At 61.0% G+C, this 18,910-nt stretch carries 13 protein-coding genes, 2 other RNA genes and 1 pseudogene; 10 read left to right on the forward strand and 6 right to left on the reverse strand.

The genetic code is table 11. The features are described 5' to 3' along the window. The first annotated feature begins 323 nt into the window (after nucleotides 1–323). Nucleotides 324–1,088, forward strand: a complete 765-nt coding sequence (locus BLR63_RS00545; protein ID WP_010563840.1) for a GntR family transcriptional regulator — start codon at nucleotides 324–326, stop codon at nucleotides 1,086–1,088. 126 nt (nucleotides 1,089–1,214) lie between these two features. On the opposite strand, the gene guaD is transcribed toward BLR63_RS00545, so the two are convergent. The 4 genes from guaD to xdhA all read right to left on the reverse strand — a co-directional run bounded on the left by guaD (nucleotide 1,215) and on the right by xdhA (nucleotide 7,334). Beyond that, nucleotides 1,215–2,519 (reverse strand): guanine deaminase, encoded by a 1,305-nt coding sequence (gene guaD, locus BLR63_RS00550; RefSeq protein ID WP_010563841.1) that lies wholly within the window; start codon nucleotides 2,517–2,519, stop codon nucleotides 1,215–1,217. A 12-nt stretch (nucleotides 2,520–2,531) separates the two neighbouring features. Further along, complete coding sequence (gene xdhC / locus BLR63_RS00555; RefSeq protein WP_010563842.1) at nucleotides 2,532–3,371, reverse strand: xanthine dehydrogenase accessory protein XdhC; 840 nt, start codon at nucleotides 3,369–3,371, stop codon at nucleotides 2,532–2,534. A 122-nt stretch (nucleotides 3,372–3,493) separates the two neighbouring features. Beyond that, the gene (xdhB, locus tag BLR63_RS00560; protein ID WP_010563843.1) at nucleotides 3,494–5,893 is read right to left on the reverse strand and encodes a xanthine dehydrogenase molybdopterin binding subunit; all 2,400 of its coding nucleotides are present in this window, start codon (nucleotides 5,891–5,893) and stop codon (nucleotides 3,494–3,496) included. Beyond that, a complete protein-coding gene (gene xdhA, locus BLR63_RS00565) occupies nucleotides 5,886–7,334 on the reverse strand; it encodes a xanthine dehydrogenase small subunit (protein WP_010563844.1) in 1,449 nt (482 codons plus the stop codon). Before xdhA ends, xdhB begins: the two co-directional genes overlap by 8 nt. 282 nt (nucleotides 7,335–7,616) lie before the next feature. On the opposite strand from xdhA, the gene BLR63_RS00570 reads away from it, so the two are divergent. The 8 genes and pseudogenes from BLR63_RS00570 to BLR63_RS32085 all read left to right on the forward strand — a co-directional run bounded on the left by BLR63_RS00570 (nucleotide 7,617) and on the right by BLR63_RS32085 (nucleotide 17,271). Further along, nucleotides 7,617–8,276, forward strand: coding sequence for a GntR family transcriptional regulator (locus tag BLR63_RS00570; protein WP_010563845.1), 660 nt, complete (start codon nucleotides 7,617–7,619; stop codon nucleotides 8,274–8,276). Between the two features lie 2 nt (nucleotides 8,277–8,278). Continuing rightward, nucleotides 8,279–11,767, forward strand: coding sequence for a chromosome segregation protein SMC (gene smc / locus BLR63_RS00575; RefSeq protein ID WP_010563846.1), 3,489 nt, complete (start codon nucleotides 8,279–8,281; stop codon nucleotides 11,765–11,767). A gap of 258 nt (nucleotides 11,768–12,025) precedes the next feature. Further along, on the forward strand, nucleotides 12,026–12,889 hold the full coding sequence (zipA, locus tag BLR63_RS00580) for a cell division protein ZipA (RefSeq protein WP_010563847.1): 864 nt from the start codon (nucleotides 12,026–12,028) through the stop codon (nucleotides 12,887–12,889). Nucleotides 12,890–12,975: 86 nt separating this feature from the next. Further along, nucleotides 12,976–15,342 (forward strand): NAD-dependent DNA ligase LigA, encoded by a 2,367-nt coding sequence (gene ligA / locus BLR63_RS00585; protein WP_010563848.1) that lies wholly within the window; start codon nucleotides 12,976–12,978, stop codon nucleotides 15,340–15,342. A 112-nt stretch (nucleotides 15,343–15,454) separates the two neighbouring features. Continuing rightward, nucleotides 15,455–16,618, forward strand: coding sequence for a zinc-binding metallopeptidase family protein (locus tag BLR63_RS00590; protein ID WP_010563849.1), 1,164 nt, complete (start codon nucleotides 15,455–15,457; stop codon nucleotides 16,616–16,618). 198 nt (nucleotides 16,619–16,816) lie between these two features. Beyond that, an RNA gene (gene ffs, locus BLR63_RS00595) (signal recognition particle sRNA small type) lies at nucleotides 16,817–16,913 on the forward strand. Between the two features lie 144 nt (nucleotides 16,914–17,057). Then, nucleotides 17,058–17,132, forward strand: a pseudogene (locus BLR63_RS32165) (hypothetical protein); the annotation flags it as partial. A gap of 10 nt (nucleotides 17,133–17,142) precedes the next feature. Next, nucleotides 17,143–17,271 carry a hypothetical protein gene (locus BLR63_RS32085; protein ID WP_256858833.1) on the forward strand — a complete coding sequence of 43 codons (129 nt, stop codon included), beginning with the start codon at nucleotides 17,143–17,145 and terminating at the stop codon, nucleotides 17,269–17,271. A gap of 6 nt (nucleotides 17,272–17,277) precedes the next feature. Here BLR63_RS32085 and BLR63_RS00605 read toward each other — a convergent pair whose 3' ends face one another. Continuing rightward, entirely contained in the window at nucleotides 17,278–17,835 is a 558-nt protein-coding gene (locus tag BLR63_RS00605; RefSeq protein ID WP_010563850.1) for a hypothetical protein, read from the reverse strand. Between the two features lie 74 nt (nucleotides 17,836–17,909). Between BLR63_RS00605 and ffs (BLR63_RS00610) the strand changes: the two genes are divergently transcribed. After that, nucleotides 17,910–17,993: signal recognition particle sRNA small type (gene ffs / locus BLR63_RS00610), an RNA gene on the forward strand. Nucleotides 17,994–18,143: 150 nt separating this feature from the next. On the opposite strand, the gene BLR63_RS00615 is transcribed toward ffs (BLR63_RS00610), so the two are convergent. After that, entirely contained in the window at nucleotides 18,144–18,896 is a 753-nt protein-coding gene (locus BLR63_RS00615; RefSeq protein WP_042946559.1) for a substrate-binding periplasmic protein, read from the reverse strand. Between the last annotated feature and the right edge of the window lie 14 nt (nucleotides 18,897–18,910).

The raw sequence follows: 18,910 nt of genomic DNA on the forward strand, positions 1-18,910 counted from the left end.
CTGACTCCCGTACCTGTAGGAGCGGGCTTGCTTGCGAAAAACCTGAGAACGCCGCGTTTATCCAGAATGCTCGCGTTATCGTTGACGTTTTTCGCGAGCAAACTCGCTCCTACAGCGGGATGTCGTTCATGGGAAAGCGTGGAATCAAGCCTAAACTCAAACGTAACGAGTCATTGCAATACAGCCGGGGTCGCAAACAGCCGTACAGTGTGTGGACGCATGGGGTTGTGTACAATGTGCCCTGTTTTCAGGTGATACTTGCCAGCACCCCGCTGTTGCCGTATTACCGTTAAATCGCCGCCGTTCTCCAAACCCGAGTGCCCATGAACGAACAGTTGCAACCTCTCAAGAAACAACCGCGAGCCGGCAAGACCGCTCGCAGCGGAACCCAGGACGATATTGTCTATGCACATATCTTCGAGGCGATCCTCGAACAACGCCTGGCACCCGGGACCAAATTGAGTGAAGAGGCACTGGGCGAAATCTTCGGCGTCAGCCGCACCATCATTCGCCGCGCACTGTCGCGCCTGGCCCATGAAGGCGTGGTGCTGCTGCGGCCCAATCGCGGCGCGGTGGTGGCCAGCCCCAGCGTGGAAGAAGCGCGCCAGGTGTTCCTGGCCCGGCGCCTGGTAGAGCGGGCGATCACGGAACTGGCGGTGCAGCACGCCACTGCCGAGCAACTGGCCGAGTTGCGCCAGATGGTCAACGACGAACGCGACAGTTTCTCCCGTGGTGATCGCGGCGCCGGTATCCGCCTCTCCGGCGAATTCCACCTCAAGCTGGCCGAAGCGGCGAAGAACGCGCCGCTGATCAGCTTCCAGCGCAGCCTGGTGTCCCAGACCTCATTGATCATCGCCCAGTACGAAAGCGGCAACCGCTCGCACTGTTCCTACGATGAACACACCCAGTTGATCGACGCGATCGAAGCGCGGGATGCAGCGTTGGCGGTAGACCTGATGATGCACCACATGGATCACATCGACAGCAAGCTCAACCTCGACGAGGAAAGCGCCTCGGATGATTTGCATGCGGTGTTCTCGCATTTGTTGCAGACCAAGAAGCCGGGGCGCTCGTCTGTAAAGTTGTAAACCCGATCAAACCTGTGGGAGGGGGCTCGCTCCCGATGGCGGTGTATCAGTCAATCAATCCAGTGACTGACACTCCGTCATCGGGAGCAAGCCCCCTCCCACAGTGGTTTGGGCTTGCCGTTGGGATCAGCGTTGGTGCACCCGGTTGCCCGCCGCATACGTCTGCAACACCGTGCGGTCATCCCCCAGTGTCATCAGCACGAACAACGTTTCGGCAATGTTGTTCGCCTGCTTCAAGCGATAGCTGAGCAGTGGCGTGGCGTTATAGTCCAGTACGATGAAATCCGCATCGGTTCCCGGCTGCAAGGTGCCGATCCTGTCCTCCAACCGCAGCGCCCGCGCACCACCGAGGGTTGCCAGGTACAGGGATTTGAACGGGCTCAACCGCGCGCCCTGCAACTGCATGACCTTGTAGGCTTCGTTCAGGGTTTGCAGCAGCGAGAAACTGGTACCGCCGCCGACGTCGGTCCCCAGGCCCACATTGAGTTTGTGTTTCTCGGCCATCGGCAGGTTGAACAGGCCGCTGCCAAGGAACAGGTTCGAGGTCGGGCAGAACGCCACCGCCGAGCCGGTCTCCGCCAGCCGCGCGCACTCTTCATCGCACAGGTGCACACCGTGGGCAAACACCGAGCGCTCGCCCAGCAGCTTGTAGTGGTCGTACACATCCAGGTAGCCATCGCGCTCCGGGAATAGCGCCTTGACCCACTCGATTTCCTGCTTGTTCTCGCTGATGTGGGTCTGCATGTACAGGTCTGGATATTCGCCCAGCAGCTGCCCGGCCAGGGCCAGTTGTTCCGGCGTACTGGTCGGGGCAAAACGGGGCGTGACCGCATAGTGCAGGCGGCCCTTGCCGTGCCAGCGTTCGATCAGCGCCTTGCTTTGCTGGTAGCTGGATTCGGCGGTGTCGGTCAGATAATCCGGTGCGTTGCGATCCATCATCACCTTGCCGGCGATCATGCGCAGGTCGAGCTTTTCGGCGGCCTCGAAGAATGCATTGACCGACTGCGGATGCACGCTGCCGAACACCAGCGCGGTGGTGGTGCCGTTGCGCAGCAGTTCCTTGATGAAGACATCCGCGACTTCCTCGGCGTGGGCCTTGTCGGCGAATTGGCTTTCGCAAGGGAAGGTGTAGGTGTTGAGCCAGTCCAGCAGCTGTTCGCCGTAGGCACCGACCATGCCGGTTTGCGGCAGGTGGATGTGGGTGTCGATCAGTCCAGGGGTGATCAGCGCATCCTGGTAATGGGTGATGTCGATATCCGCAGGCAGGCGCGGCAGCAGGTCGCTGGCGTGGCCGAGCGCACTGATCCGACCGTTCTCGATCACCAGCAGACCGTCTTCGAAATATTCATAGGACGCCTCGATACCCACTTCAGCAGGGTCGGCGAGGCTGTGCAGGATGGCGGCGCGGTAGGCTTTGCGGGTCAAAGGCATGGTGATCTCAATTCAGATAGCTTGGCTGCGACGCGAAGCCGGCAGCAATTTGGCAATGGGTTCGGCGCTCGCGCTGTGCTGGCCGAAACGGGCGTTGTAGGTGGCGATGATTTCGCCGGCGATGGAGATGGCGATTTCCACCGGCAATTTGCCCTTCACTTCGGGCAGGCCCATGGGGCAGCGCATGCGCTGCAACTGCGCGGGGTCGAAACCGCGTTCGCGCAGTCGGTGTTCGAACTTGATCCGTTTGGTCTTCGAGCCGATCAGGCCGAAGTAGGCGAAGTCATTGCGTTTGAGCAGGGCGGCGGTCAGTTCCAGGTCCAGCGCGTGATTGTGGGTCATGACGATGCAGTAACTGCCCACCGGCAGGTCGGCAATTTCGTCGACCGGCTCTTCGCTGACGATTTTACGCACGCCCTGGGGGATATATTCCGGAAACTCCTGCTCGCGGGAGTCGATCCAGCGCACCCGGCACGGCAGACTCGCCAGCAAAGGTACCAGTGCGCGGCCGACGTGGCCGGCGCCAAACACAGCGATCTGTGCCTGCACCTGCACCATGGGCTCGAACAGCAGCACCGTCACGCCACCGCAGCACTGGCCCAGGCTAGCGCCCAGGCTGAAACGCTCCAGATGGGTGTTCTGCTGGCCACGGTCGAGCATGTCGCGGGCGATCTGCATCGCCTTGTATTCCAGATGCCCGCCGCCGATGGTGTCGAAGGTCTGCGTGGCGCTGATCACCATCTTCGAACCGGCATTGCGCGGCGTGGAGCCGAGCTCCTCGATGATGGTCACCAGTACGCAGGGTTCGCCCTGGTCTTGCAGGTTGGCGAGGGCGCTGATCCAGTTGGTCATGGTTACCTCAACATTACTGTTGTCTGTTCGGCCGTCATCGGGAGCAAGCCCCTCCCACATTGGAAGGTATTCACCGATCAAAATGTGGGAGGGGGCTTGCTCCCGATGACAACGCCTCAATCCTAAAGCGAAGCCAACTCGGTTTGCGCATCGACGCTCTTCACTGCCTGCAACCGGCGCATCTGCTCACACCCCCACAACACCCGCTCCGGTGTCGCCGGTGCGTCGATCTTCGGCTGATGGCGATAGTCGCCCAGGCTCGCCACGGCATCCTTGATCGCGCACCACGAGGCGATGCCGAGCATGAACGGTGGCTCGCCCACGGCCTTGGAATGGAACACCGTGTCTTCCGGGTTCTTGCGGTTTTCCACCAGCTTCACGCGCAAATCCAACGGCATGTCGGCGACGGCCGGGATCTTGTAGCTGGCCGGGCCGTTGGTCATCAATTTACCCTTGTCGTTCCACACCAGCTCTTCCATGGTCAGCCAGCCCATGCCCTGGATGAAGCCGCCTTCCACCTGGCCGATGTCGATGGCCGGGTTCAGCGAGGCGCCCACGTCATGGAGGATGTCGGTGCGCAGCATTTTGTATTCGCCGGTCAGGATGTCGACGATCACTTCGCAACAGGCCGCGCCGAAGGCGAAGTAGTAGAACGGCCGGCCGCGCGCCTGGCTGCGGTCGTAGAAGATTTTCGGGGTCTTGTAGAAACCGGTGCTCGACAACGAGACCTGGGCGAAATACGCCTGTTGGATCAACGTCTCGAAGGCCAGGATCTGCTCGCCCACACGCACATGGCCGTTATGGAAGGCCACGTCCGCTTCGCTCACTTCGTACTTGCGCGCGGCAAATTCCACCAGGCGCTGCTTGATGGTTTCGGCGGCGTTCTGCGCGGCCTTGCCGTTCAGGTCGGCGCCGCTGGAGGCCGCGGTTGGCGAGGTGTTGGGTACCTTGTCGGTGTTGGTGGCGGTGATCTGTACGCGGTCGATCTCAACCTGGAACACTTCGGCCACCACTTGCGCGACCTTGGTGTTCAGGCCCTGGCCCATTTCGGTGCCGCCATGGTTCAGGTGGATGCTGCCGTCGGTGTAGATGTGGATCAGCGCGCCGGCCTGGTTGAGAAAGCTCGCGGTGAAGGAAATACCGAATTTCACCGGGGTCAGCGCCAGGCCTTTTTTCAGGATCGGGCTGTGGGCGTTGTACCGGCGGATCGCTTCGCGGCGCTCGGCGTATTGGCTGCTGGCCTCCAGCTCGGCGGTCATCTCTTCGAGCAGGTTGTGCTCGACGGTCTGGTAGTAGTGGGTGACGTTGCGCTCGGTCTTGCCGTAGTAGTTGGTCTTGCGCACCGCCAATGGGTCGAGGGCTAGATGGCGGGCGATGGCGTCCATCACTTCTTCGATGGCGACCATGCCTTGGGGGCCGCCGAAGCCGCGATAGGCGGTATTGGACGCGGTGTTGGTCTTGCAGCGATGGCCGTTGACCGTGACATCGCCCAGGTAGTACGCGTTGTCGGCATGGAACATCGCGCGGTCGACAATCGAGTTGGACAGGTCCGGCGAGCAGCCGCAGTTGCCGGCCAGTTCCAGATTGATACCGTGCAGGCGTCCACGGTCGTCGAAGCCCACGTCGTATTCGATATAGAAGGGATGGCGCTTGCCGGTCATCAGCATGTCTTCGACCCGCGGCAGGCGCATCTTGGTCGGCTGGCCGGTGAGGTGCGCGACCACCGCACACAGGCACGCCGGGCTGGCGGCCTGGGTTTCCTTGCCGCCAAAACCGCCGCCCATGCGACGCATGTCGACGACGATCTTGTTCATCGACACGTCCAGCACTTCGGCCACCAGTTTCTGTACTTCGGTGGGGTTCTGCGTGGAGCAGTAGACGATCATGCCGCCGTCTTCGGTGGGCATTACTGAAGAAATCTGGGTTTCCAGGTAGAAGTGTTCCTGGCCGCCGATATGCAGGGTGCCCTGAATGCGATTCTTCGCCGTTGCCAACGCGCCTGCCGAATCACCGCGCTGGTGGGTGTGGCTGTCCAGCACGAAGTGCTTTTTGCGATAGGCCTCGACCACATCCAGCACCGGTTCCAGGTCTTCGTATTCGATGACGGCGGCCATCGCGGCCTTGCGTGCGGTGTCCAGGTCGCGGGCGGCCACGGCCAGCACCACCTGGCCGACGAACTGCACGGTGTCGATGGCCAGCAGCGGATCGCCCGGCAGCAACGGGCCGATGTCTTTCAGGCCTGGCACGTCCTGGTGGGTGATGACGATGCGCACGCCGTCGAAGGCATGGCAGGGCGCGGTGTCGATGCTCAGGATTCGGGCGTGGGCGCGGTCGGACAGGCGCGCATACAGGTGCAACTGGTTGGGGAATTCCAGGCGATCATCGATGTACTGCGCCTCGCCGGATACGTGCTTGGTGGCGCTGTCATGCTTGACGCTGCGGCCGACGCCGGAGGTCAGGTCCTGGGCGAACAGCTCGGCCAGTTCGGCCTGGGTTTTAACGACGGCGTGATGGTTAGACATAAGCGGTCACCCGAGTCTCGATGTGCGGCGTTTGCAGCTCGATGAAGTATTTGCGCAGCAGGTTCTGTGCGCTGAGCAGGCGGTATTCCTTGCTGGCGCGAAAGTCCGACAGCGGGGTGAAGTCCTCGGCCAGTGCGGCGCAGGCTTGCTCCACGGTGGCGGCGTTCCAGGGGGCGCCGACCAACGCGGCTTCGCAACGTTTAGCGCGTTTGGGCGTGGCAGCCATGCCACCGAAGGCGACGCGCGCTTCGCGGACCACACCGTTGTCGATCGTCAGGTTGAAGGCCGCGCACACGGCGGAAATATCGTCGTCCAGGCGCTTGGAAACCTTGTACGCACGGAACAGCGCATGGCCCTTGGGCACGATGACTTTTTCGATGAACTCGCTGTCCTGGCGCGCGGTGACGCGGTAGTCGATGAAGTAGTCTTCCAGCGCCAACGTCCGGCGGACGTTGCCTTTGCACAGTACGATCCGGGCGCCGAGGGCGATCAGCAGCGGCGGCGAGTCGCCGATCGGCGAGGCGTTGCCGATATTGCCGCCGAGGGTGCCCTGGTTGCGGATCTGCAGGGAGGCGAAGCGGTGCAGCAGGTCGCCGAAGTCCGGGTAGGCGTGATGCAGTGCGGCATAACAATCGGAGAGTGGGGCGGCGGCGCCGATTTCCAGGCGGTCGTCGAAGGATTCGATGCGCTTCATTTCTTCAATGTTGCCGACATAAATCATCACCGGCAGCGTGCGGTGGAACTGGGTGACTTCCAGCGCCAGGTCCGTGCCACCGGCCAGCAGACGGGCTTGCGGATAGGCGTCGTAGAGGTCGGCCAGGTCGGCGACGGTCAGCGGTACCAGGCAGCGTTTGTCGCCGCTGTTGAGTTCGCCGGTCTGGGTTGGCGCGATGGCTTTCAAGCGAGCAATCGTCTCGGCCTGGCGGCTGTCGAACTGGTCCTGGGGTTTGTTGCAGCAGGCCTGTTCGGCAGCGGCGAGGATCGGGCGATAGCCGGTGCAGCGGCACAAGTTGCCGGCCAGGGCTTCGTGGGCTTTCTGGCTGTCGGGGGCGTCGCTGTTCTTTTGCAGGGCGAACAACGACATCACAAAGCCGGGGGTACAAAAACCGCATTGCGAGCCGTGGCACTCCACCATGGCTTTCTGCACGCTGTGCAACTGGCCCTGGTGCTTGAGGTCTTCGACGCTGATCAGTTGCTTGCCGTGCAACGACGACACAAACGTCAGGCAGGCATTGAGGCTGCGATAGCGAATCTGCTCGGTGCCTTGCGCATCGGCATGCAACTCGCCGACCACCACGGTGCACGCGCCGCAGTCACCGCTGGCGCAACCTTCCTTGGTGCCGGACTTGCCCACATGCTCGCGCAGGTAGTTGAGTACGGTGAGGTTGGGGTCCAGGGTGTGTTCGCTACGGAGTTCCTGGTTAAGTAAAAACTGGATCACGGAAGGCCTCGCAGACTCATTATTGTTGTTAACCACTTTGCGCCGAATCTAGTCATGTCTGACTTTTCGGTCAACGGTTTTCTGACCTGTAGGTCAAGAAAATGCAGTCGCAACACATTCAATTATGGTCCAGTCTTCTGGAACCGGCGTTTTTGGGGGGCTTCTGGGGGCTGAGTGCTGCTTATTTCATGCCAAATTCAGCGAGGAGGGCCTAGCGCTATCAACCGGGCATTTGCGCTACACTGCCGCGCTTGTACCGATAGAAGATTTTGAAGGGAAAACATGACGTTCAAGGCGCCGGACAGTCTCGCCGAGCAAATCGCTCACCACCTCGCCGAACGTATCATTCGCGGCGATCTCAAGCCTGGGGAGCGGATCCAGGAACAGAAAGTCACGCTGGCGCTCAACGTCAGCCGTGGTTCTGTGCGCGAAGCCTTGTTGATCCTCGAACGCCGGCATCTGATTGCGATCCTGCCGCGCCGTGGCGCCCATGTCACCGAACTCACCGCGCACAAAGTGCAGAGCCTGTGCACGCTGATGAGCGAGCTGTATATCCTGCTCGGCAATGCGGTTGCCCAGGGCTGGCAGGTCCAGGCCGACATGGCCCCGTTTCTGCAGATCCAGCAGCGCCTGGTCACCAGTTATGAACGCCAGGATATCCGCGCCTTCGTCGAAGAAAGCTTCAATGTGATGCGCGCCGCGTACCCCTTCGCCAACAACCCGTACTTGCAGGAGACCGTCGAAAACCTGCAGCCGGCGATGAACCGTGCCTATTACCTGGCGCTGGACCAGCGCAAGGCGTCCATGGGCGAATACCTGGCGCTGTTCGAGCAACTGCTCGCCGCGGTGCTGGCCCGTGACCTGGCGCAGATTCGCCTGGTGCTGTCGGTCTACGGCCAGCGCAGTTGCTCGCTGGTGGTCGCTGCGTTGACGGACGTCTAAGCGTGCGGCTCAAGTGCATCAAACTGGCGGGGTTCAAATCCTTCGTCGACCCGACCACGGTGAACTTCCCCAGTAACATGGCGGCGGTGGTGGGGCCCAATGGCTGCGGCAAGTCGAACATCATCGACGCCGTACGCTGGGTGATGGGCGAGAGCTCGGCAAAAAACCTGCGTGGCGAGTCGATGACCGACGTCATCTTCAACGGCTCCACCAGCCGCAAGCCGGTGAGCCAAGCCAGCATCGAACTGGTGTTCGACAACTCCGACGGCACCCTGGTCGGCGAATATGCGGCCTACGCGGAAATTTCCATCCGCCGCAAAGTCACGCGCGACAGCCAGAACAGTTACTTCCTCAACGGCACCAAGTGTCGCCGTCGGGACATTACCGATATCTTCCTCGGCACCGGCCTGGGCCCGCGCAGCTACTCGATCATCGAACAGGGCATGATCTCCAAGCTGATCGAAGCCAAGCCCGAAGACCTGCGTAACTTTATCGAAGAAGCAGCCGGCATCTCCAAGTACAAGGAGCGCCGCCGCGAGACCGAAAACCGCATCCGCCGTACCCATGAAAACCTCGCCCGCCTGACCGACCTGCGCGAAGAGCTGGAGCGCCAGTTGGAGCGCCTGCACCGCCAGGCCCAGGCCGCCGAGAAGTATCAGGAATACAAGGGCGAAGAGCGCCAGCTCAAGGCGCAACTCTCGGCCCTGCGCTGGCAGGCGCTGAACGACCAGGTCGGCCAGCGCGAAGCGATCATCGGCACCCAGGAAATCAGCTTTGAAGCCCTGGTGGCCGAACAGCGTAACGCCGATGCCAGCATCGAGCGCCTGCGCGATGGGCATCATGATCTGTCCGAACGCTTTAACTTGGTGCAGGGCCGCTTCTATTCGGTGGGCGGCGATATTGCCCGTGTCGAGCAAAGCATCCAGCACGGCCAACAGCGTCTGCGCCAGTTGCAGGAGGACTTGAAAGAAGCCGAACGCGCACGCCTGGAAACCGAATCCCACCTGGGCCACGACCGCACCTTGCTGCTGACCCTGGGCGAAGAGCTGGACATGCTCACCCCCGAGCAGGAAATCACCGACGCCGCTGCCGAAGAAGCCGCCGCCGCCCTGGAAGAAGCCGAAGCGACCATGCATGGCTGGCAGGAGCAGTGGGACGCCTTCAACCTGAAGTCCGCCGAGCCGCGTCGCCAGGCTGAAGTACAGCAGTCGCGCATCCAGCAACTGGAAACCAGCATGGAACGCCTGGCCGAGCGCCAGCGTCGTCTGCAGGAAGAGCGCGTGTTACTTGCCGCCGACCCGGAAGACGCGGCGATCATGGCGCTCAACGAGCAACTGGCCGAAAGCGAAATGACGCTGGAAGAGCTGGAAGCCAGCGAAGAACAACAAGTCGAGCGCCTGGAGCAACTGCGTCAGCAACTGCAACAGGCGACCCAGGCCCAGCAACAGGCCCAGGGCGATTTGCAGCGACTCAATGGCCGCCTGGCCTCCCTCGAAGCCTTGCAGCAAGCCGCGCTGGACCCCGGCACCGGCACCGCCGAATGGCTGCGCGACCAGCACCTGGCCGAGCGTCCGCGCCTGGCCGAAGGCTTGAAGGTCGAGGCGGGTTGGGAACTGGCAGTAGAAACCGTTTTGGGCGCCGACCTGCAAGCGGTGCTGGTCGATGATTTCGGCGGTTTCGACTTGGCCGGCTTTAGCCAGGGCGATCTGCGCTTGCTCAGTCCCGCGGCCGATGGCACCCGCGTGCCGGGCAGTTTGCTGGATAAAGTCGAGGCAGCGATTGACCTGTCGCCGTGGCTCGGCCAGGTCAGGCCGGTGGAGTCCCTGGAGCAGGCCCTGGCCCAACGCGGTCAATTGGGCACGGGTGAAAGCCTGATCAGCCGCGATGGCTATTGGATCGGCCGCCATTTCCTGCGGGTGCGTCGCGCCAGCGAAGCGCAGAGCGGCGTATTGGCCCGGGGCCAGGAAATCGTCAACCTGATCGCCGAGCGCGAAGAACGCGAAGCCACCCTGGAGAGCCTGGAAACCGAACTGCAAACCCTGCGCGCCACCCAGCGCCAGCAAGAGACCGGTCGCGAACACCTGCGCCGCCTGTTGCAGGACGAGGCGCGCCAGCAAGGTGAATTGAAAGCCCAGCTCTCGGCGAGCAAGGCCAAGGCCGAGCAACTGACCCTGCGCCGCACCCGGCTCGATGAAGAAGTCGCCGAGATGGGCGAGCAGCGCGCCCTCGAACACGAAGAAATCGGCGAAGCGCGTCTGCACTTGCAGGAAGCCCTCGACAGCATGGCCCTGGATACCGAGCAGCGCGAACTGCTGCTGGCCCAGCGCGACAGCCTGCGCGAGCGCCTCGACCGCGTGCGCCAGGAAGCCCGCCAGCACAAGGATCACGCCCATCAACTGGCCGTGCGCCTCGGCTCCCTGCGCGCCCAGCACGCGTCCACGGCCCAGGCCCTTGAGCGCCTGGAGATGCAGTCCGAACGCCTCACCGAGAAACGCGAGCAACTGAGCCTCAACCTGGAGGAGGGCGAAGCGCCCCTGGAAGAGTTGCGACTCAAGTTGGAAGAGTTGCTCGACAAGCGCATGACCGTCGACGAAGAACTCAAGACCGCGCAGATCGCCCTGGAAGACGCTGACCGCGAACTGCGCGACGCGGAAAAACGCCGGACCCAGGCCGAGCAGCAGTCCCAGTTGATCCGCGGCCAGCTCGAACAACAGCGCATGGAATGGCAAGCCCTGACCGTACGCCGCAAGACCTTGCAGGACCAATTGCTCGAAGACGGCTACGACCTGCACGGCGTGCTCGACACCCTCACTGGCGAGGCCAACGAGAAAGACGCCGAAGAAGAGCTGGAGCGGATTGCCGCCCGTATCCAACGCCTCGGCGCGATCAACCTCGCGGCCATCGATGAGTATCAGCAACAGTCTGAGCGTAAACGTTATCTGGATGCCCAGGACGCCGATCTGGTGGAAGCCCTGGACACTCTGGAAAACGTGATCCGCAAGATCGACAAGGAAACCCGCAACCGTTTCAAAGATACCTTTGATCAGATTAATGGCGGTTTACAGGCGTTATTCCCGAAAGTTTTCGGCGGTGGCAGCGCTTACTTGGAACTGACGGGCGAAGATCTACTCGATACAGGGGTAACGATCATGGCGCGGCCTCCGGGCAAGAAGAACAGCACCATCCATTTGTTGTCCGGTGGCGAGAAGGCCCTGACTGCATTGGCCCTGGTATTTGCCATCTTCAAGTTGAACCCGGCGCCGTTCTGCATGCTCGATGAAGTTGACGCACCGCTGGATGACGCTAACGTTGGTCGCTATGCGCGACTGGTCAAGGAGATGTCACAAACGGTGCAGTTCATCTATATCACCCACAACAAGATCGCCATGGAGATGGCTGACCAGTTGATGGGTGTGACGATGCACGAGCCAGGCTGTTCGCGTTTGGTGGCGGTAGATGTGGAAGAGGCGATGGCGATGGTGGAATCCTGAACCGCGCCAGGCGAGAACATTTCAGCGTGATGTAAGACGGTTTACCGCTCTGGCAAAACTGGCAAATGGACATATTTGTTCAAGGCATTTTGACAGACGGTGTAAAGTTATCTTTGGTCGTGCTAGTTTAATGTCAATTTTTCGTATGCGTGGGCAAAACGCCAGTCAGAACATAGAGTTGGCGCCACGTTTTAAAGCGGTTTGCACGGTGCTAAACCCCTTATTTTTCAGCATTTTTTATTAGAGGCACGGGATTACATGGAAATCGGTCTGCGCGAGTGGCTGATCGTCATCGGCATTATTGTGATTGCCGGGATTCTTTTTGATGGCTGGCGCCGCATGCGCGGTGGCAAGGGCAAGCTCAAATTCCGTCTGGACCGCAACCTGTCCAACTTGCCTGACGACGACGGCAGCGCCGAGCTGCTGGGGCCGCCCCGTGTGCTGGATACCCATAAAGAGCCGCAGTTGGACGAGCACGACCTGCCGTCGATGAGCGCACCGCAGCGTGAAGCGCGGGAGCCGTCGTCCAAGCGTGGCAAGCGCGGTAACGCGGCCGTTGCCGAACCCCATCAGGGCGACCTCAACCTCGATGTGGATGAAGGCCCGAGTTTCAGCAGCCGCGACGATGATTTCCCGGACGAAAACGCTGGCAAGAACGCGCCACGCCAGACCGTCAACGATCAGCCTGCCGCGGAAGAAGTGCTGGTGATCAGCGTGATCTGCCGCGACGCCTCGGGCTTCAAGGGCCCGGCGCTGTTGCAGAACATTCTGGAAAGCGGTCTGCGTTTTGGTGAGATGGACATCTTCCACCGCCACGAAAGCATGGCCGGTAACGGCGAAGTGCTGTTTTCCATGGCCAACGCGGTCAAGCCCGGCACCTTCGACCTGGACGATATCGACCTGTTCAGCACCCCGGCGGTGAGCTTCTTCCTGGGTCTGCCAGGTCCGCGTCACCCGAAACAAGCATTCGACGTGATGGTGGCCGCAGCCCGCAAGCTGTCCCAGGAACTCAACGGCGAACTCAAGGACGACCAACGCAGCGTCCTTACCGCCCAGACCATCGAACACTACCGTCAGCGCATCGTCGAGTTCGAGCGCCGTGCCCTGACACAGAAACGCTGAGGATTGGTTTCCAGCGTTGTCACTAGAATAAGCGCACCAACATTTGAGCAGCTTCGGCTGCTCTTTTGCTTTATGAGAGAACACCCATGACCGCCGCCCAAACCCGCATCCTTGAACTGCGCGCTGAATTGGATCAGCACAACTACCGTTACCACGTCCTCGATGAGCCGAGTATTCCGGACGCTGAGTACGATCGCCTTTTCAACGAGCTCAAGGCCCTCGAGGCCGAGCACCCTGAACTGGTGACGCGCGATTCACCGACGCAGCGGGTCGGCAGTGCGGCGTTGTCCGCCTTTACCCAGGTGCGCCACGAGATCCCGATGCTCAGCCTGGGCAACGCGTTCGATGAAACCACGATGCTGGAATTCGATCGACGGGTCACCGAAGGTCTCGACCTGCCGGCGGGCGATCTGTTCGGTGGCGGCGCTGCGGTGGAATACAGCTGCGAGCCGAAGCTGGACGGCCTGGCGGTCAGCCTGCTGTACCAGGATGGCGAGCTGGTGCGTGGTGCCACTCGGGGCGACGGTACCACTGGCGAAGACATCAGCGTCAATGTGCGCACCGTGCGCAATATCCCGCTGAAACTGCACGGCAGCGGCTGGCCCGCAACCCTGGAAGTGCGCGGCGAAGTGTTCATGTCCAAGGCCGGTTTCGAGCGGCTCAATGCCACGCAGTTGGAAGTGGGTGGCAAGACCTTCGCCAACCCGCGCAACGCGGCGGCCGGCAGCCTGCGCCAACTGGATTCGAAAATCACCGCCAGCCGCCCGCTGGAATTCTGTTGCTATGGCATTGGCCAAGTGACTGCCGATATCAGCGATACCCATATCGGCAACCTGCAGCAGTTGCAGAAATGGGGCATGCCCATCAGTCACGAGTTGAAGCTGGCCCATGGGATCCAGGAGTGCCTGGAGTATTACCGCGATATCGGCGAGCGGCGTAACAGCCTGCCTTATGAAATCGACGGCGTGGTGTTCAAGGTCAACAGCATCGCCTCCCAGCGTGAACTGGGTTTCCGCGCCCGCGAACCGCGCTGGGCCATCGCCCATAAATTCCCGGCCATGGAAGAACTGACCGAGCTGCTCGACGTGGAGTTCCAGGTCGGTCGTACCGGCGCCGTGACCCCGGTGGCGCGCTTGAAGCCGGTCAAGGTCGCTGGCGTCACCGTATCCAACGCGACGCTGCACAACATGGACGAAGTGGCGCGGCTGGGCCTGATGATCGGCGATACCGTGATCATCCGCCGCGCCGGCGACGTGATCCCGCAGGTGGTGTCGGTGGTCACCGAGCGCCGCCCGGAAAACGCCCGTGCGGTGCAGATTCCCGAAAGCTGCCCGGTGTGCGGTTCCCATGTGGAGCGCACGCAACTGGTCAAGCGCAGCAAGGGCAAGGAAACCGTCAGCGAAGGCGCGGTGTACCGTTGCGTCGGGCGCCTGGCCTGCGGCGCGCAGCTCAAGCAGGCGATCATCCATTTCGTCTCGCGCCGCGCCATGGACATCGACGGCCTGGGCGACAAGACCATCGAGCAACTGGTGGACGAAAAACTCATCGGCTCGCCGGCTGATCTCTACACGCTTAAATACGAGCAGATCATCGACCTGGAAGGCTTTGCCGACGTCTCCAGCAAGAAGCTGATCACCGCCATCGAAAACAGCAAGACGCCGACCCTGGCGCGCTTTATCTATGCCCTGGGCATTCCTGACGTGGGCGAGGAGACCGCCAAGGTGCTGGCGCGCTCCCTGGCGTCCCTGGAGCGGGTACAGAAGGCATTGCCGGAAGTGCTGACGTACTTGCCCGACGTAGGCCTGGAAGTCGCCCACGAGATCCACAGCTTTTTTGAAGACAGCCACAACCGCAACGTCATCAGCGCGCTGTTGTCGCCGGATGAATGCGGCCTGCAATTGCAGGATCAGGGTGAGTTGAGCGCCGAGTTCGCCGCCAGCACCACCTTGGGCGGCTTGCTCGACAAGTTGAACGTGCCCAGTGTCGGCCCGGGCGCTGCGCAGAAACTCGCGGACAGGTTCGGCAGCCTCGAAGGCGTGATCCAGGCTGACTGGCTCGACATGCGCCAAGCGCTGCCCGAGAAGCAGGCCAAGGCGGTGCGCGAGTTCTTCGACAACCCGAACAACGCCAACCACGCACGGGCCATCGAGCAGCAGCTCACCGACTTCGGCATGCACTGGCAGAGCGAAAAGAAAGTGGTCGAAGGTCTGCCGGAAGCGGGGCATACCTGGGTGCTCACCGGGTCCCTGGAGCTGATGAGTCGCGACGTGGCCAAGGACAAGCTCGAAAGCCTGGGCGCCAAGGTCGCCGGTTCCGTCTCGGCGAAAACCCATTGCGTGGTGGCTGGGCCGGGCGCCGGTTCGAAATTGGCCAAGGCCACGGAGCTGGGCTTGAAGGTACTTGACGAAGAAGCCTTCGTCGCATTCCTCGCCAAGCACCACATCACCGTCTGATAGCGAGCGGGTTTGCCCCGCGTCGGGCTGCATAGCAGCCCATCACCCCAGCAAAGTGGAACGATCCCAGGCGAGAAATGATCTAGTCTCTGTCACCCCTAGAGAGATCGCCATGTTCCGCTACTTCGAACAACTCAGTTCGCGCATCGCTGCACCGTTCATGGCCGACACTTCGCGTAACAGCAAGGTCTGGCAGTGCCGGTGCGGTCAGTCGCTGTTCTTTCGCAACAGCCAATGCCTGGCCTGTTCGGCGCTGCTGGGGTATCAACCGCAGCAAACGCGCCTGTCCTCACTGCAGCCCGGTCCCGTCGCCGACACGTGGCTTGCGGACGACAACCTCGATGCCGGCGCTTTTCGCCGTTGTGCCAACCTCGACACCCCGGCCGCCTGCAACTGGTTGATTCCCGCCCACAGCACCGCGTCGCTCTGCGTGGCGTGCAGCCTCAACCGCACCATCCCTGACCTGTCGATCGCGGAAAATGCCGACCGCTGGTGCAAGGTCGAAACCGCCAAGCGCCGGTTGGTGGCGCAGTTGATCAGCCTCGGCCTGCGAGTGGTGCCCAAGAGCGTCGACGAAGAGGCCGGCCTGGCCTTCGACTTCGTCGGCATAGACCTGGAAGGCAATGCGCCCATGACTGGCCACGCCAACGGTCTGATCACCCTCGACATCAAGGAAGCCGACGACGCCCATCGCGAAACAATCCGCGTGCAGATGCGCGAACCGTACCGCACCTTGCTCGGCCACTTTCGACATGAAGTCGGCCATTACTATTGGGATCGCCTGATCGCCAACAGCGCTTGGCAGCAACCTTTTCGTAACCTGTTCGGCGACGAACGCGCCAGTTACGCGGACGCCCTCGAGCTGCACTACCAGAACGGCCCGCGGCCCGACTGGCAGCAAACCTGCGTCAGCGCCTACGCCACCATGCATCCCTGGGAAGACTGGGCCGAAACCTGGGCTCACTACCTGCATATGATGGACGCCGTCGACACTGCCCTGGGCTTTGGCATGAGTGCCCGCGAGATGGATCTGGACTACCAGCCGTTTCCTCTCGCCACCCTTTATGACCCCCAACATCCCGGCGGCCCGGCGTTTCTGTCTTTCGTCAACGCCTGGATCGAATTGGCCGGCATGCTCAACGAACTGTCCCGCGCCATGGGCCAGCCGGACTTCTATCCCTTCGTGCTGCCGCCGGCGGTGATTGCCAAGCTGCACTTCATCCACCTGGTGATCCAGGAGGAGGGTGGTCGGGCGGATGAGGCAGTTCTTCTGTAGGCGTGAGCTTGCTCGTGAAGGGTGCGGGTGTCTGTGAATTTTTCGCGAGCAAGCTCGCTCCTACGGGGAATGGTCGGAGCCGGTAGGCAAGTGCTTGAACCATCGAATGTTTTTAATCCGGAACCAACGGTTGTAACTTCCGATCAGATCGGTACAATGGCGCGGCTTGCCGAGAGGCCAGCGTCGTTATGGTGACCCCATCGGTCCCCCCGCAACGATTACCCGTGAACCTGGTCAGAGCCGGAAGGCAGCAGCCACAGCGGGAACATTGTGTGCCGGGGTGTGGCTGGTGGGGTTGCCTCCATAACGCTCAACCGATTGATTCTTAACGGTTTTTCACTCTTTTCCACGTGGTGGTACAAAGAGTGATACATCTGTGTCGACCATCCCGTCCTACCTTTTGTTGTCCCGCCACTCGGTCTATTACTTCCGAATCGTGGTGCCGGATATCATTCGCCCGCTGTTCCCCCAAAGAGAAATTCGTCGCTCCCTGCAAACCCGTTGCAAGCGGGAGGCGCTGATTCGTGGGCGTGACATTCTGGCCCAGGGCCAAGGTCTGTTCACGCAACGTCGGCAGCACGACCACGACCATCAGCGTGACGACCTTCAACAACTACGTGAAGAGCCTGACGACCTTCTTTCGTCTGCGGTGAGCGGCATTACGGCCGGTAAAGCGGGAATACTTCCATTAACGGTGGTATCTCCTGGCCTATTTCTGCTGCGCTGTCAGAGGGGTTGCTCGGTTTTGGAATATTCCGGGCGAAGTGAAAGATGATGGTCTGGCCGGAGGTGCCATCCTTGTAATACTTGAAATAGCTGATCTCCGAGAATTGCCCGTCTTTACGCAGTGAATTGGGATAAAACATCATCGCGTAATCTATCCCGGTTCTATTGTCGGTCAGCAGGACTGCCGGCATATTCGGGTTTTCTTGTTGATGAAGCTGGATGGCACGTTTGGCGAGGTCGAGGGGTTTGAAGCGGTTCATCTCGCGAGGCACGACGGTAAAGTCCACCATCTCATTCCAGGCATCCATGCTTTCCTCAGCAGGGAAATACTCCCACAAGCCCGGTTTTTGGAATTTCAGGACGAACGTCTTGCCGCCGAATACCACCGTTTTGGTATCGGCAATTGACGGACTGGACATGTCAGAGGTGAGCGGCGTGGCGCAGCCATAGAGCAGGAAGAAGGCGGATAACATAAGCAATGTGGCTTTCATTTCAATCCTTGAAAATGTGCGTCAATGTATTTTGCGCAAGTAACAGTAGCCCAACGCATCACTGAATACTTCCTTTATCGGGATCGAAAGTGAACCCGTGAACCTGGTCAGATCCGCAAGGAAGCAGCCACAGCGGGAACATTGTGTGCCGGGGCGTGGTTGCTTCCATAACGCTCTTCCTTGCAATACCCCTTCTGTTTCATATCGAAAAATCTTTGATTACCGCCATCTGCCAAGTTGTATCGCGCAGTGCATGGCGAGTTTTTCCGTGCGTTGGTGGCGGGTGTATCGGGGCCCGCCGGAGGTCTTCAACGTGCGGGGTCGCTGGCCGCGCGCTCCCCGGTATACCGCTGGATAATGTCGTCGATTTCCCCCGACATCTTCATCCTCAGCAGGGTGCGCAGAATCCGCTGCGGTTGTATGTTCGGGTCATTGCGCACGATGCAGCCCAGGCTTTCTTCATTGATCACGGCGACCTTGTGCAATCGGCGCCCGGTCGGCAGCCGCTGGTTGAAACGGTCGAAAATCCATTCATTGCTCACTGCGTACTGGAAGCGCCCCGCGATCAGTTTGTACAGCACTTGCTCTTCGCTGCGGGCATCGTCGCGGGTCAGTTGGCCGCTGGCGAACAGGGGGTCGAGGCTGGTGTAACGGTAGTTGAGTGCCGTACCGATCGTCTGTGGTGCCAGCCGGCTCACCTGTACCGGTTGAGCGTGGGTACTGACCAGCACATTGCGTTGCACCATCAACGGGATGCTCCAGATGTAATCGCCGGACAGGTTGTTGAACCAGGCCTGGGTGACATAACAGCGCACATCGATATCGCCATGCTCCATGGCGGCGGCGATGCGTGCCCGGGCCAGGACGTGGAACTCGGCCGGACGACCTACCTGAGTGGCCAGGCTCACTAGCAGGTCGTACAAAATGCCCTGGACGGCCCGACCGTCCTCCACTTGTATCAAGGGCATCGCCCAGCTGTCGGAAACCGAGAAGCGCAGCGGCGCCGGTGCGGCCAGGCTGGCCGTGGCAATCATCCATAAAGCGCCCAGAACTACACGCATAGATTCTCCGGGTT

It is taken from the genome of Pseudomonas extremaustralis (genome assembly GCF_900102035.1).
Lineage (GTDB): Bacteria > Pseudomonadota > Gammaproteobacteria > Pseudomonadales > Pseudomonadaceae > Aquipseudomonas > Aquipseudomonas extremaustralis.